This is a genomic window from Brevibacillus sp. AF8, assembly GCF_021270385.1.
GTDB lineage: Bacteria > Bacillota > Bacilli > Brevibacillales > Brevibacillaceae > Brevibacillus.
On record NZ_JAGQDN010000001.1, the window covers coordinates 356,078 to 369,572 of the forward strand.

Here is a 13,495-nt window from a genome sequence, read left to right on the forward strand (position 1 = left end):
ACGGAGAGTTTATGCTCCGTAACGGATTTTGTTTGTCGCTTTGTTTAAATAAATCCTTTCCATCCATCGTCACAGCTGACCTCACTTACTTCCTGCGTTTCATTTCATATTTAACATTTTTTATCACGCCTAACAAAATGAGACTACCAGTCAGCATGTAATCACGCTACCGGAAGTCTCATCTGCCCTTCTTCTATGTTTCTTTTCCTACAGCTTTACTACCATTTTTTCTTAGGTGGACATATCGGTTTGCAAGGTGGCGGAAATGTCGGTTTTGGTGGGGGTGTCGGTGGTGGGGTCGTTGGAATAGGAACTTGTTGATCCTGCAAAACTTTTAGACCAATACGCAGAACGATTTTTTCACGAACGGTCGAGAATGTTTTGGTTGTGTCCTTGCACCGCTTACTTTCCAAACCGATATCTAATTCGGTGAATTCCGTGAATAACAGCTCACAATACGGTCTCTCATTGTAAACTTTTCGGTTGCCAAACAAACCTACGTTAATCTTTGCCGCGTGACCTGATTTATTCAAATATTCTCCGTGTGACTCGAAATCTGGTGCCAGTTGCAAAGTCGGTCCTGTAGCAGGAAAGGTCAGATCCGTACAGAAATCGAATGGTATCAGTGCTGTTGTATGTCGTACATCACCGCAAACAGCAGTTCCCGTTACTTGATCGACTGTGGTGTACTCGATATTTTTTCGAATAAAACCGCTGACGAACAGCTTTGCAGACAGCGGGTTAAATGTGGGAACCAGCTCACATTGTTCCAGAATGACACTCTTCAATACCCGAATGATCTCAAGGGCAGGCCTCTCTAAATGGACATTAGCCTCGACACATACGACAACAGCCGTTTCTGCCAACGTTACAGGTACTTTAATCGTTTTAGGAAAAGTGGTTTCGGTTGAAGCCATTCCGAACACTCGGGCATTTTCCACTGTACAGCTGTTTTGCGTCACTTGAGTTTGGCCACATTTACAGCCATCGCCATGTATACCCATTTTACTCTCACTCCTTTATCAGCCACCTACTCTCTTTATATTATATGGACTAGACACAATATGGATTTGGCTGATGCCAAGCGTTATCTGCCCTTTTTTCTAGAAAAGACTGTTTACCTTTTTCGTTATGTATGGAGGCGGAACGGGAACCAGCTGCTTCCGATACCACCATACACGACCGCTAATGGTTGCCAAGCCGCTGAACTCCTTCCATTCTGATTGCGAATGGGTGAGAGGATCTGCTGTGAGGTTGATTTGCCAGTCCCCTGTCTCTACCCATCTATTCGTCGGACAAGCTGGTGCTGTGAGAAGAATTGCGCTTGTTCCTACATTTTCTTTGGGCAAAGAAGGGCGTAATACTGTAGAAGTAAAGGGTATGCGAATCGTTTCATGCTCTACTTTTTGCGAATGGACAGTGACCCCCACCCCCTTGATTTCCAACTCACCTGACAGCCAGACAATCTTTTTGCTATCATCGTGTCGAACGTGCTGGATATGGATCTTACTTTGGCATTCCACTTCCTTCCACTCGAGTTTCCAGGGGACACGTAAGGAATGTACCCACTCTACGTCCCAAATTTCTTCTAAAAAAGCAACCTGCATGAACGATTGACCCGCGTTTTCCACGTAGACTACTTTTGCTTGAATCAGTTCTTGTTGAGAACTGTTGTTTTCTTGCGTACGATCCTTGGCATTCATAGGGGGTGGGGTCGTAGCTGCAACAGGTGGCACTTGTTCGGTAGTCATCTGCTTGACCGGAGGTGGAGGTGCTTGTTTTCGCTTGCCCTTTGGTTTCTTGGAGCGATACATTTTCTGCTTATCTGTAGCACCTTCCAGAGACCGCATCTGTTCCTTCGGTGCGACAAAGAGGAGCGGGAGTGATGCTCTCGACTTTTGCAAGGAGCCTCGCTGGTTTGGCATTGGTCTTTTATTCTTAGGATTTTTCTTGTCGATCGGCATGTCCTCACTCCTTTCCATCAAAATACGCCTCTCTTTATCCATACGTGATCGCCCGTCTGGTTGTATAGACACTTGCCCTTTGGGTATACAATTCGTCTTCCCATGGCAAACCTTATCCCGCATAACCCGCAAAATTATGAATCACCGACCAATCAACTCCTTGCTTACAACAAAAAGACATCCGCCCTTGTAACGGATGTCTTGCTACCTACGATTCTTCATTGCTGAGCTTTTCTTTAATCAGGTAACGGCATTTTACTTGACCTTCCGCCATACACGAAGTACGCTCTACATGCGCGTCTACTAGCGACTCAAACAAGGAGAGCTCGCATCGACATGCTTGGCGATAGCGAATAGCTACCTGTAAGAGAGGGCAATTCGCTTCTTCAAGCGTATACAAACCATCCCCGACTTTTTCCAAGTGAGGCATGTATCCTTCTTCATTTTGTATGCTTGCCAATGTTTTCACTCGCTGGTCAAAACCTTGTCCTCTCATTACCTCCCGATAGTTTTGTAACATCCGTGCCATCCGCTTCTCAAATAATTGATCGACAAAAGCTTCCCCATACAAATCCTGAATGCCCGTCAACATCTCTGTAGCCAACTCGCTGTAGTGACGCGGAAATAATTGTTCAGCAGTATTCGATAGATGATACACATAGGCTGGTCTGCCTGTTCGCTGACGAACCAATCGAGACTCGATATACCGTTCCCTATGCAAAACATCTAAATGCTTCCGTACTGCGACTTTTGTTATGCCGAGATATTTAGACAGTTCCTGGACATCGACCGAACGGCGCTTCTTAAGCAACACCAAAATTTCTCGACGTTTTTCCTGTTCTTGAAAATAAACTGCGTGTCTGTTCATTAATGGACCTGCCTTAGCGGATTGCTTCGTTATACAAACGATTGACTTCCTCCCAATTGACTACATTCCACCACGAAGAGACAAAATCAGGACGTTTATTTTGGTACTGCAAGTAATACGCGTGCTCCCACACATCTACGACCAATATAGGCGTTTTCTTCTCCATAAAAGGAGTATCCTGATTAGGCGTGCTCATCACTTCCAACTTGTCTCCGTTGACGACGAGCCATCCCCATCCTGATCCGAAACGACTGACAGATGCTTTTGTCAATTCATCCTTCATTTTCTCAAAACTTCCGAAATACTTGTCGATTCCTTTCGCAATATCCCCTGTTGGTTTCCCGCCGCCAGTGGGACTCATGATCGACCAATACAAGCTGTGTCCATAATGCCCGCCCCCATGATTTCGAACTGCCATGCGAATGTCTTCCGGGATATCCTGCAAGTTACTGATTAGTTCTTTGACCGAGGCATTCCTGAACTGCGAGTGGTTTTCTAAGGCTTTATTTAAGTTGGCCACATATGTAGCATGATGCTTTCCGTGATGAATTTCCATCGTTTTCGCATCCAAGTAAGGTTCCAGCTCATCATAACGATATGGCAGTTCCGGTAACGTAAAGGCTTCCATTTCCTATTTCCTCCAATCTTGATTGTCGATTACAAGCCTAGTTTACAAGATGAAAAATATTTTGTATACACCCAATTTTGTTTCCTTGATGCAAAATTTATTTCACATGAGGCTTGCATTGCAAACAACACCTCTCTGTTGTAAAATATCGACAAATTATCTTTCCTTAAGGAAACAATTTTTCCTCAAGTAAAATATTTCGTGCAGGAAGGAATATGATTCCATGAACGTCGTATTGGCAAAGGAACCGCCATATCCAGTTTTTCAGCCCCTGGTGCATCTGGCGACAGGACATTTTTTCGGGTACGAAGCACTTCTTCGCTCCTCTACACAGCACTCACCAGAATTCCTTTTTCGAAAAGCTCGTGAAGAAGGACACTTGTTTGAATTGGATACCATGTCGATGAAAAAAGCGATTGAATCTTACTTTACGAATGTGACTTTCAACGATCATGCCCCATATTTGTTCATCAATGTGTTTCCTTCTACGTTGGTGAACCCCGCTTTCCTATCGTTTGTTACCGAGGGCCTATTTGGATCGTGGAACCGTCGAATTGTCTTGGAAATCAATGAGACCAATGAAGAAGACAAGATGTGGGAGTTAAGATTGTTGGGGAAAAAAATACGTGAGCTGCGTCAGCATGGATTCCTGATCGCATTAGATGATGTCGGCTCAGGTGCCGCGTCATTAAAAAAGATCGTGGAATATGAACCAGATATCGTTAAGCTCGACAGATACTTCGGCAATCAACTGTCCTCCATGCCCAATAAGCAAAAGCTCGTCTCGCTTTTCGTCCAATACTGCCAAGATCATATTCAGCTTGTACTGGAAGGAATCGAGGAGCCAGAGGACTTAGCTGTCGCTTTGGCACTTGGGGTACCTGTTGGTCAAGGTTTTTTGCTGGGGTACCCCGAACCACTTCAAGCAACACAAAAAAGACGATGATAACTTTCTCATCGTCTCTCGTGTCTGACTATTTTCCTATCGGCTCCAAGGAAGCGTTCAGTGCATGAGCAACATATTCTTCTGCACTATGTTGAATTTGCTCATCCGAAACCCCCGATACCCCTTGGAATAAGAATGGTTTCAAGAATTTCATTCCCGTTAAATTTGCCATCGCTTGCAACGGTTTGATCAATTCGCTGATGGAATAGTAGTTGTATCCATCACGTTGATAAGCTTCCTCGGGTCCGCCCGTAGAAATCGCGAGGAGAAGCTCTTTTCCATGCAGCTTGTTTCCTTCAGATCCGTAAGCCCAACCATACGTCAACACAACATCCTGCCACTGTTTCAACAGGGCCGGTGTGCTGTACCAGTAAAGCGGAAATTGAAAGACGATACGATCGTGCTCTTGCATCAGCTTTTGCTCTTGTTCAACATCGATCTGAAAATCCGGATAGGCAGCGTATAAATCGTGAACCGTTACACTTTCTTCTTGTTGTATTCTTTCCTTCCATGTTCGATTGATTCGAGATTGAGACATGGTAGGGTGTACTGCGATGACGAGAGTTTCCATGGAAATCCTCCAAAAATTTGGTTTGTACATACAAATTGACAAAAGTCTAGGACACTGTCAACTATCCCGCACCTTACAAATGCTGGAATCGAGACTCCGACTTGCTCCCTTCCAGCATTTCGACTGTTTCGTGAATCATCTGTGTGACTGATTTTACCTGATCGACAAAACGAGTAATCGTTGATGGCGTCATGTGAAGAATTTGCGCCAATTGAGTCGGGGTTACCTTTTCCTTTTTTCGTTAACAGCCAACATGAGATACGCATGAGTAGGAGAAAATCCTATACGCGATATTTCGGTCAAATGTAAGCGAAAGAAAATCCCTCACAAGGAGGGATTACAGTCGAAACATTTGCTGTTCCGCGTATTGTACCAAACGCTTCGTCATCTCTCCGCCGACAGAGCCATTTTGGCGTGCTGACGTATCTGCTCCCAACTCGACTCCAAATTCAGCAGCGATCTCGTACTTTAATTGATCTAATGCTGCACGAGCTTGTCCATACACCAGGGAATTCGAACGTGCCATTGCTGTTCACCTCAGGTTTTGATTGTTTTCGTGAATGGTAGTATGTGCAGATTATGGTAGTGTATTCAAACATGCTCCGATTGTCGATTAATCCAGATCTATAGCCCAACTGACTAACTCTTCATCTTCAATATTAGATGGATTCTTGTAGATATTAGAGTAATTTTTTCTTCCATACGATGCTCCACACCTATCTCTTTCTTTGTATGACATACCAGAGCAATCATCATCCCTAAAAACAATCAGACTCTCGAAGTATTCGAGTGGCATTTACTCACGAGGAATAACAGTCGAATAAGCATTGATGATATCCGGTACATACTCTTCCGTCAATCGTATGCCTCCAAGAATCATTTCCTTTTCTTCCTCTGACACGCTGAAACACTGATCACCGCATTTTTCGCAAGCCATCACCCATCGCTCCCCAAGCTTCTGCAGGCGATTCATATCCCATTGCACGTCTTGCTCACATGTTGGACAGGCTATGATTTTCATCGTCTTTCCCTCCTGTATCCACAGCTTCCTTTTCTTGTATTTTACTAGAATGGACAAAAAAGACACTAACCTCGTGTTAGTGTCTTCTCACATGATCTTTGCGAAGGGTAGATTCCTAAGGTGACGAGAATCCCCCCATATATGTAAAGCTTATCTCCCGAACCTGCACCTGTTGCCTGCCAACAGGGCTCTCCAGCACAACAGAATCGTGTGGAGCCGCTAGCAGCAGTTGCCTGCCTATCGGCGATAAGAATGAAATTCTGTTGTTATCCGGGTCAATGTCTGTGGGATAAACCACAGTAAATGACTCCTCAAATTGATCTTCTTCAAATAGCACTTTAACGCTGCTGCCTAATAACGTAATTGCTTTAAGCGATTGAAAGAGTGCGCTGTCTTCTTTTGCCAAAAGGCTTTCAAGTGTTTGCTTGTAACGCTCGACAATCTCATCGATGGCTTGCTTTTCTTTCCCATAATTGCGTACATATTGATCGTAAAAAAGTGAATACTGCTCGTCAAAAAAGACAAGCTGGTTGATCAGATGATTTCTGGTGCCGTTCAAAATACTAGGGTTCATAGTAGATTTCACCCCCCAGTTGCTTTTCATAAACATGTTTGATGAGCGTAATGTTCTTCATCATCGGAAAAACCCTCCTTAAAAAAATAGCCCCCGAAGGGACTCTTATCATTGTATCAATAATTTCAAAATGATTCCATCGACTGTTTAGAAATGCTTTACAAAGGATGGTCAAAACGCTCGCGAACTGGCATGAAGAGTGCTTCTTCCATTTCCGCTGCGGGTAGTGGGTGGCTAAAGTAATACCCTTGGATTTCCTTACAAGCATTCTCTGTGAGAAAATCTAACTGTCCCTGCGTCTCGATTCCTTCCGCAATGACATTCATGTTTAGATGCTTCGCCATGGAAATGATCGTTGCGACGATCGCCTGATCACTCGGATTCATCGTGATATCTGTAATAAACGAACGATCAATTTTTAGTTTGTGAATGGGTAGCAGCTTGAGGTAGCTGAGCGAGCTGTAACCTGTTCCGAAGTCGTCCAGACTAATTTTCACGCCATATTCGTGCAATTCCTTTAAAATTTCTGTGGAAAGCTCTGCGTCCATCATCATGCTTTCCGTTATTTCCAATTCCAAGTACTGCGGTTCGAGTCCAGTCTCCACAAGGATTTGTCGGATATAGCCTACGAGATTGGGTTGGTGGAACTGACGAGAGGACAGATTGACTGAAACGGGAATCAAGGGTCCACCCGCCTCATGCCATTTTTTCATTTGCTTGCAGGCTTCCTTTAATGTCCACATGCCTATCTCAAAGATCAAGCCCGTTTCTTCCGCGATCGGGATAAACACGCCAGGTGACAGGGTTCCTTTTGTCGGATGATTCCATCGGACGAGCGCTTCCACGCCAATAAGCTGATTGATCCCCGTTTGAATCTGTGGCTGGTAGTACAAAACCAGCTCGTCATTCTTTACCGCTTTTCTCAAATCCCTCTCCAGTTCAATACGCATCAACACTTGGTCATCGAGCTCATTGGTAAAAAACTGAAATCCGTTCTTCCCGTTTTTCTTCACTTCGTACATGGCAGCATCAGCATTTTTGAGCAATTGCTCCTCACTGCATCCATGATCGGGATACACCGCGACACCAATACTCGCCGAGACATAATAATCTTTTCCCTGCAAGAGATATGGGATCTCGATTTCCTTGACCACCCGTTCAGCCAACGTCGAAAACTCGTAATCATCTTCGACATTTTGGCAGATCAGTGTGAACTCATCACCACCCATACGGGCAATCGTCACATCGAATCCTTCCGCGCTTTTTTTGATCCGATCACTCACTTCTTGCAAAAAGCGATCCCCGTACGTATGGCCCAAAGAATCATTGATCATTTTAAAACGATCGATGTCAAGTACCAGCACCGCAAATCGCGTACCCTGTTCGCTATTGCTGCCAATCGCCTCCTGCAAGGCTTGATGGAGCTTTCTTCTGTTCGGCAAGCCGGTTAGTTCATCGTGGAACGCCTGATATTCGATCATCGACTTGGCACGCTGCTCCAGCATACGTGTCTGGTCTTCGTAAGCCTCCAAAACCAATTGCTGGTCAAAGCTGAGCAGCTTTGTAATAGCATGAACCAATTTTTTTGAGTCAGGATAAACGTCTTTCCGATCATCTATTATTCGCATGAGTGTACCTAATAGGTTTTGAAAAGAACCCATGTACCATTTGGGAGGAAGCCCGATTTTTCGATGGACCATCGCAATCTTCATGCGTTTTTCAATGAAGGCAGGATCCATCCGGCCGTCAAACATCTCGATTAAATGATTTTTTAAGGTTTGACGTAATCGTTCAACGGTAGTGTGCTCCATCACAATTTGTTTCAAAGAGTCCACATGGAGAATCGATTCATAAAAAGAAGAAGTAATCTGCTCAATTTCAGTCTCAATGACAGGGCGAAACGCTGCGATTAACTGCAAATCCTCTTCCGTCAAGTTAATCATGTTCATTTGTGCGATAACTTCGGTGTTTCCTTCTATTAATATCCGTGCAGAATCGTTTGCCGGCGAATTCGACGGTTGGCAGCATGCAGCGCTGTTTTCTTTGGACGAATTTGATGACTTCTGCATTTACATAGATTCTCCTTTTCCATAGAACCAACGTGCGTATAGGCTCATGCTTATTCACAAATATACATTCGACATAATTCTACATTGTCCTCCCATGTTTATCCATGGCAATGATGAATCTCCCTCTCGGTGAAAAGGAAAAAGTCTGGACGATTTATGTACAGACTTGAATGTTCCCGCTACTTTTTCATGATTTTCAAATGCGTCAGCTAAACGCTCAATTATTTGCTCCGCTGTCGCTGGATCATCTCGCCAGATCACCTTCATTCTAAAAACGGGAAAAAATAAGCACAGTGGAAAATGAATGTTCCCACTGTGCCATCTCTTCCCGTCTTTTATTGTCTGACCATACCCGGTTGATGCTCACCTTTTCCGTATGGATTATTGCCAATTAATACGATCTTATCATCTTCAGTAACCAGCACATGATAATGCGAGCCTGGTCCTTCGATACCATAGTTGTACGAGGAGGAAATTAGTCTAACGGGAGCCGCCACTTTTTGCTTTTGAAGTGGTTCCCAATCATGCTCGAATATTTGCCCATCCTTGGTAATTCGCAAACGTCCGCTCATCATGGCAATGCCTTCTTCCGATTTGGGTTCCAGCTTCACTTTGATAGCTCCTGCATCTTTTCCTTCGCTCTCAGGGTAAACTTGAATTTCCTGAACCTTGCCTGCATCATTGATTGCCCAAACTGATGCGATATCCTTTGTATAACGGACAAAATACTCCGGTGCTAGCTCACGAATACCTTCCAAACCTGCTATTTGTGCAAATGAAGTGAACGGCTCATCATTCTTCCGTTCTGCGTATAATACCTGGCCATTTTTCGTCACAGCAAAAAACGTATAAAGATTAGCATAAAGCTTGGTCACATCCGCTGCCATTTTTGAATCGATTTGGAGGGTTTCCACTTTTTGTGGGCGCAAGTTCGTGATGACATATACCCCTCCGCGTTCTGCGGAATCGAAGCTGAATTCTACTGTCAGGAATTGGTCATCTTCCGTACGCAATAAGAGATGCTCCTCCCCACCAACAAAATCCTTGATGCGAGAAGGCAATGCCAATGTCTCACAATTGCTAAATTTACTGGTCCACAACTGGATTTGTCCGTTCTCATTCAAGGTAACCGGAGAATCCAGGATAGTATCCATCGTTTTTACTTTGGTAGGTCCTTTCACTTCATATGGCACTCGATCTGCGCCAAAACTCCATACAGAACCATCCTTCCGAACGAAGTACGGTTGATCCAGCTCAGTTACTACCTGTTTTACATCACGTAATTCGCCAAATTCTGTCCATTTGTCAAAGGTAACAGGAATTCTCCCCAGCTGTCCTGTCATATTGCTGCCAAATGAATAGACGTTTCCTTTTTTATCGAGAGCAATCACATGGTCGGTACCAGCTTTTACGTCTGTAATATCTGAGAGACCTGCTATTTTGACAGGCTCCTCCAGATCATTTTCCAGATTCGCACCGAGCATTCCAAGGGTATTATGTCCCCAACCCCAAACCGTTCCGTCCGCTTTTACGATCAAATACAATCCTTCTCCACCAACTGCCATCCGCATCGCACCATCTGCATGAGCAGCACGCACAACTTTTTCATTTTCTTTTGCATTGTAGCTGTACATTTCGCCCTTTTCTGTTTGGATCAAGGCGCGATCCGTATAATCGATGGCTACCTGTTTGACTTTCCCGGGGATATCCATGACCTGCAGATTTTCTGTGTTCAGCTCTCCGGATTTGCCATCGAGATAAAGCAGTTTCCCTTGGTCATCTACTAGAAACAAGGAAAAAGCTGAGCTATACATTTCACGGATATTCGAGAGCTTCGTCACCTTTTCGGCTGCTTTCGCTCCTTTTTCCCATTTCGATACAGTACCGTCTTCTTTCAGTAAAAAGAGTACGCCGTCATGAAGGTCGATCTGCTGAATGTTCTTGATTTTGTCCAGACCGGCCAGTTTTTCTGGTGCTTTCTTCTCATCGATCTGCCATACTTCACCGGCGCTCGTGAGGACATAATCCGTCATGACTTGCTTAGCATCTTTGATCCCGGCTAGCTTGTGCGGTTCATACTTCTTGTCAGATTGAAAGCCCCATTTCCACACTTCCCCATCCTCGGTGAAGGCATAAGAAATGCCTGGCCTCCACCCATAGCCTGCTTCATCAAAAATGACGCCTGTTGCAATCGAAGTAATCCCTTCCAGTACCAGCTTATTTTCCAACGGTTTCCAGAATTTCGTCGTTATGCTCGAAAGATCCGCTTTCGCATTATCTTGACTGCAAGCCTGTAGCTTCACCTCGGTATTGCCCTTCGCATCAACCGAAGCTTCTACTTTATGGGAAGCTACCTTCGCAGGGGATGCAGCAAAGACCCCACCCGTCGTCAATAGGGAGAGTACCGCGGTATAGCTCAACAGTGCTACCCATTTCTTTTTTCGTACCATCATGAATCTCCTCGCCATCGTCTAATGTAAACAATTGTAAGACGCTGGAAACTCGAATTGCGTCACTGTTTTTCGATTACTTTAGTACGCTTCCCACTGTTTCAGTCCAGATTTCCCTCTGATCTAGCTCAATTCCCATCAGCATGTAATTACTGATATTATCGACGACGAGTGCTAGAATATGAGCTTTTGCTACGACACGATCAGGTTTGACGACACCTAACTCTATCCCTCGCTCCAGTAAGGAGGTAAAGCCCTGCAAAAAATCTTCTTGCATCAGACGCAGCTTGTCTCGGTACTTCTCTTTTTGACTGACAGACAGCAGAAATTGATTGAAGACACGTAAAACCGCATAATCCTCTTCCTCGCTCGGCAATAGCTTCAACCCAGTTTCGATAAGGAGTTCCGCGAAATTGTCAGCTGTAAAATCAGTAACGGTGAAAAAATGGGAGAATGTATAGTATCCAAACAGTTGATCAAACAAATAATCGAGAAGTGCTTCCTTTGATGCAAAGTGGTAGTAAATCGCAGGCTTCGTGATCCCTACTTCAGTAGCAATCATCGTTAGACTTGTCTTTTCAATCCCATGCTCCGCAAACAATTGAAAGGCTGCATCTACAATATGTTGATGTGTTTTATTATCTTTTGACATGAATGACGTCTCCTTTGGTAAATCAATCCGATACGTTTTAGCCTACTGATTGTTAAGTAAAATTGCAACAGGATACAAAAAGAGCTTTGCCATGGATTTAGCAAAGCTCCACTGTTCATTCGGTAATGTTGTTCTCGGGTCATCAGTAAGGCTTGGACGGACGGGACTGTTGTTCGGCTTCCTTGACAGCCGCTCCAGGATTTGTTGCCCCCATCGGTCCGCCCATCTCTTTGCTATTTCCGCCATTGCCCTGTGCAACTCCAGCTTTCAAACGCTGACCGTACTCTTCGTCACATTGCGAGAAGTAGCCAAGCATTTTCTCTTGAATACGAGGATCACAGGAGAGAAGTGCATCCGTCAGATTGGCAATGAGGTCTTCTCTTTCCCAGTCTTCCATGAGGCGATAACGTTCTCCCGCTTGTTTGAAATCGTTGGTGCGATCAATTTTTTGACGAACGACCTTCCCTTCCACTTCTGGCTGATGATCAGGAGCTGCTTGCTTGGCTTCCTGCAATCCGCCAATCGTTGATGGCTCATAGTTAATATGCCGCTGCGTCCGATCCACTCGATACAGCATTTGGCCGCCTTCCTGATTGGTAGCGACATGCTTTTTGGGCGCGTTGATCGGAAGCTGCAAATAGTTGGCGCCGACCCGATAGCGTTGCGTATCGGAGTAAGAAAAGGTCCTTCCTTGCAGGAGCTTGTCATCAGAAAAATCCAGTCCATCCACTAAAACACCTGTCCCAAAAGCTGCTTGCTCGACCTCTGCAAAATAGTTATCCGGGTTTTTGTTCAAAACCATTTTGCCTACCGGAAGAAACGGGAACTGATCATCGGGCCATATTTTCGTTGGATCAAGCGGATCAAAATCGAGCTCAGGATGATCGTCATCACTCATGATCTGGACGCACAATTCCCACTCTGGATATTCTCCTCGCTCAATCGCTTCATACAAGTCTTGTGTGGCATGATTGAAGTTTTTCCCTTGGATCTCTTCCGCCTGTTTTTGTGTCAAATTCTTTATCCCTTGCGCTAACGGCTGCCAATGGTACTTGATCAGGACCGCATTGCCTTCATGGTTTACCCACTTGTACGTATTTACGCCAGAGCCTTGCATTTGCCGATAGTTCGCTGGTATTCCCCACGGGGAGAACAAAAACGTAATCATATGCATAGCCTCAGGCGTGTTCGAGATGAAGTCAAAGATCCGTTCCACGTCTTGGATGTTTGTGACAGGATCAGGCTTGAATGCATGTACAAGATCAGGAAACTTCATCGCATCCCGAATGAAAAAAACTTTGAGGTTATTGCCAACCAGATCCCAGTTCCCATCCTCTGTATAAAACTTCACCGCGAACCCACGTGGATCGCGTAATGTTTCGGGCGAATGCGTGCCATGATTAACCGTAGAAAAACGCACAAACACAGGCGTTTTTTTCCCACGCTCCGAAAACAGCTTTGCCCTCGTGTATGTAGAAACTGGCTCATCACCTACGGTTCCATACGCTTCAAAAAAGCCATGTGCTCCTGCACCTCGACTATGCACGACACGTTCAGGTGTTTTCTCTCGATCAAAATGCGTGATTTTTTCAAGAAAGTCGTAATTCTCCAGAACGGTTGGCCCGCGATTTCCCACTGTCCGCAAGTTCTGGTTGTCTGTGATCGGATGGCCTTGACGATTCGTCAGGATATTTTCTTCTGCCTGGTTGATGGACTTTCTGCTGTCATCCATATGAATCCTCCCTATCCAGT

14 protein-coding genes are annotated in these 13,495 nt (G+C 44.8%); 1 reads left to right on the top strand and 13 read right to left on the bottom strand.

Features of this window, described 5'->3' with window-relative positions; translation table 11 throughout:
- Positions 1-218 precede the first annotated feature (218 nt).
- From KB186_RS01160 to KB186_RS01175, 4 genes are all read right to left on the bottom strand, one after another.
- The gene (locus tag KB186_RS01160; protein ID WP_173607701.1) at positions 219-1,004 is read right to left on the bottom strand and encodes a CsxC family protein; all 786 of its coding nucleotides are present in this window, start codon (positions 1,002-1,004) and stop codon (positions 219-221) included.
- A gap of 99 nt (positions 1,005-1,103) precedes the next feature.
- Entirely contained in the window at positions 1,104-1,982 is an 879-nt protein-coding gene (locus KB186_RS01165) for a hypothetical protein (protein WP_173607702.1), read from the bottom strand.
- A gap of 190 nt (positions 1,983-2,172) precedes the next feature.
- Positions 2,173-2,832 carry a helix-turn-helix transcriptional regulator gene (locus KB186_RS01170; RefSeq protein WP_173607703.1) on the bottom strand — a complete coding sequence of 220 codons (660 nt, stop codon included), beginning with the start codon at positions 2,830-2,832 and terminating at the stop codon, positions 2,173-2,175.
- Between the two features lie 13 nt (positions 2,833-2,845).
- Positions 2,846-3,460, bottom strand: coding sequence for a superoxide dismutase (locus KB186_RS01175; RefSeq protein ID WP_173607704.1), 615 nt, complete (start codon positions 3,458-3,460; stop codon positions 2,846-2,848).
- Between the two features lie 223 nt (positions 3,461-3,683).
- On the opposite strand from KB186_RS01175, the gene KB186_RS01180 reads away from it, so the two are divergent.
- Positions 3,684-4,406: an EAL domain-containing protein gene (locus KB186_RS01180; protein WP_232772936.1), complete on the top strand. Its 723-nt coding sequence runs from the start codon at positions 3,684-3,686 to the stop codon at positions 4,404-4,406.
- A gap of 28 nt (positions 4,407-4,434) precedes the next feature.
- Here the strand turns inward: KB186_RS01180 and KB186_RS01185 are convergent, their stop codons facing one another.
- The 9 genes from KB186_RS01185 to KB186_RS01225 form a co-directional block, all read right to left on the bottom strand.
- Positions 4,435-4,977: an NAD(P)H-dependent oxidoreductase gene (locus KB186_RS01185; protein ID WP_232772937.1), complete on the bottom strand. Its 543-nt coding sequence runs from the start codon at positions 4,975-4,977 to the stop codon at positions 4,435-4,437.
- A 73-nt stretch (positions 4,978-5,050) separates the two neighbouring features.
- Entirely contained in the window at positions 5,051-5,188 is a 138-nt protein-coding gene (locus KB186_RS01190; RefSeq protein WP_232772938.1) for a hypothetical protein, read from the bottom strand.
- A gap of 126 nt (positions 5,189-5,314) precedes the next feature.
- Complete coding sequence (locus KB186_RS01195; RefSeq protein WP_007729278.1) at positions 5,315-5,503, bottom strand: alpha/beta-type small acid-soluble spore protein; 189 nt, start codon at positions 5,501-5,503, stop codon at positions 5,315-5,317.
- Between the two features lie 270 nt (positions 5,504-5,773).
- Entirely contained in the window at positions 5,774-5,998 is a 225-nt protein-coding gene (locus tag KB186_RS01200) for a hypothetical protein (RefSeq protein WP_232772939.1), read from the bottom strand.
- A 115-nt stretch (positions 5,999-6,113) separates the two neighbouring features.
- On the bottom strand, positions 6,114-6,572 hold the full coding sequence (locus tag KB186_RS01205) for a GreA/GreB family elongation factor (RefSeq protein WP_047068594.1): 459 nt from the start codon (positions 6,570-6,572) through the stop codon (positions 6,114-6,116).
- 158 nt (positions 6,573-6,730) lie between these two features.
- Complete coding sequence (locus KB186_RS01210) at positions 6,731-8,641, bottom strand: putative bifunctional diguanylate cyclase/phosphodiesterase (protein ID WP_232772940.1); 1,911 nt, start codon at positions 8,639-8,641, stop codon at positions 6,731-6,733.
- Between the two features lie 335 nt (positions 8,642-8,976).
- Complete coding sequence (locus tag KB186_RS01215) at positions 8,977-11,091, bottom strand: RCC1 domain-containing protein (RefSeq protein ID WP_370646640.1); 2,115 nt, start codon at positions 11,089-11,091, stop codon at positions 8,977-8,979.
- A 76-nt stretch (positions 11,092-11,167) separates the two neighbouring features.
- Positions 11,168-11,743 carry a TetR/AcrR family transcriptional regulator gene (locus KB186_RS01220; protein ID WP_232772942.1) on the bottom strand — a complete coding sequence of 192 codons (576 nt, stop codon included), beginning with the start codon at positions 11,741-11,743 and terminating at the stop codon, positions 11,168-11,170.
- A gap of 142 nt (positions 11,744-11,885) precedes the next feature.
- The gene (locus tag KB186_RS01225) at positions 11,886-13,475 is read right to left on the bottom strand and encodes a catalase (RefSeq protein WP_232772943.1); all 1,590 of its coding nucleotides are present in this window, start codon (positions 13,473-13,475) and stop codon (positions 11,886-11,888) included.
- Positions 13,476-13,495 lie beyond the last annotated feature (20 nt).

Excerpts from the sequence above, each read along its gene's own strand:
- KB186_RS01180 (WP_232772936.1), top strand. The coding sequence starts at position 3,684 with ATGAACGTCGTATTGGCAAAGGAACCGCCATATCCAGTTTTTCAGCCC.
- KB186_RS01160 (WP_173607701.1), bottom strand. The coding sequence starts at position 1,004 with ATGGGTATACATGGCGATGGCTGTAAATGTGGCCAAACTCAAGTGACG.
- KB186_RS01205 (WP_047068594.1), bottom strand. The coding sequence starts at position 6,572 with ATGAACCCTAGTATTTTGAACGGCACCAGAAATCATCTGATCAACCAG.
- KB186_RS01175 (WP_173607704.1), bottom strand. The coding sequence starts at position 3,460 with ATGGAAGCCTTTACGTTACCGGAACTGCCATATCGTTATGATGAGCTG.
- KB186_RS01225 (WP_232772943.1), bottom strand. The coding sequence starts at position 13,475 with ATGGATGACAGCAGAAAGTCCATCAACCAGGCAGAAGAAAATATCCTG.
- KB186_RS01170 (WP_173607703.1), bottom strand. The coding sequence starts at position 2,832 with ATGAACAGACACGCAGTTTATTTTCAAGAACAGGAAAAACGTCGAGAA.
- KB186_RS01215 (WP_370646640.1), bottom strand. The coding sequence starts at position 11,091 with ATGGTACGAAAAAAGAAATGGGTAGCACTGTTGAGCTATACCGCGGTA.
- KB186_RS01220 (WP_232772942.1), bottom strand. The coding sequence starts at position 11,743 with ATGTCAAAAGATAATAAAACACATCAACATATTGTAGATGCAGCCTTT.
- KB186_RS01195 (WP_007729278.1), bottom strand. The coding sequence starts at position 5,503 with ATGGCACGTTCGAATTCCCTGGTGTATGGACAAGCTCGTGCAGCATTA.
- KB186_RS01200 (WP_232772939.1), bottom strand. The coding sequence starts at position 5,998 with ATGAAAATCATAGCCTGTCCAACATGTGAGCAAGACGTGCAATGGGAT.
- KB186_RS01185 (WP_232772937.1), bottom strand. The coding sequence starts at position 4,977 with ATGGAAACTCTCGTCATCGCAGTACACCCTACCATGTCTCAATCTCGA.
- KB186_RS01165 (WP_173607702.1), bottom strand. The coding sequence starts at position 1,982 with ATGGAAAGGAGTGAGGACATGCCGATCGACAAGAAAAATCCTAAGAAT.
- KB186_RS01210 (WP_232772940.1), bottom strand. The coding sequence starts at position 8,641 with ATGCAGAAGTCATCAAATTCGTCCAAAGAAAACAGCGCTGCATGCTGC.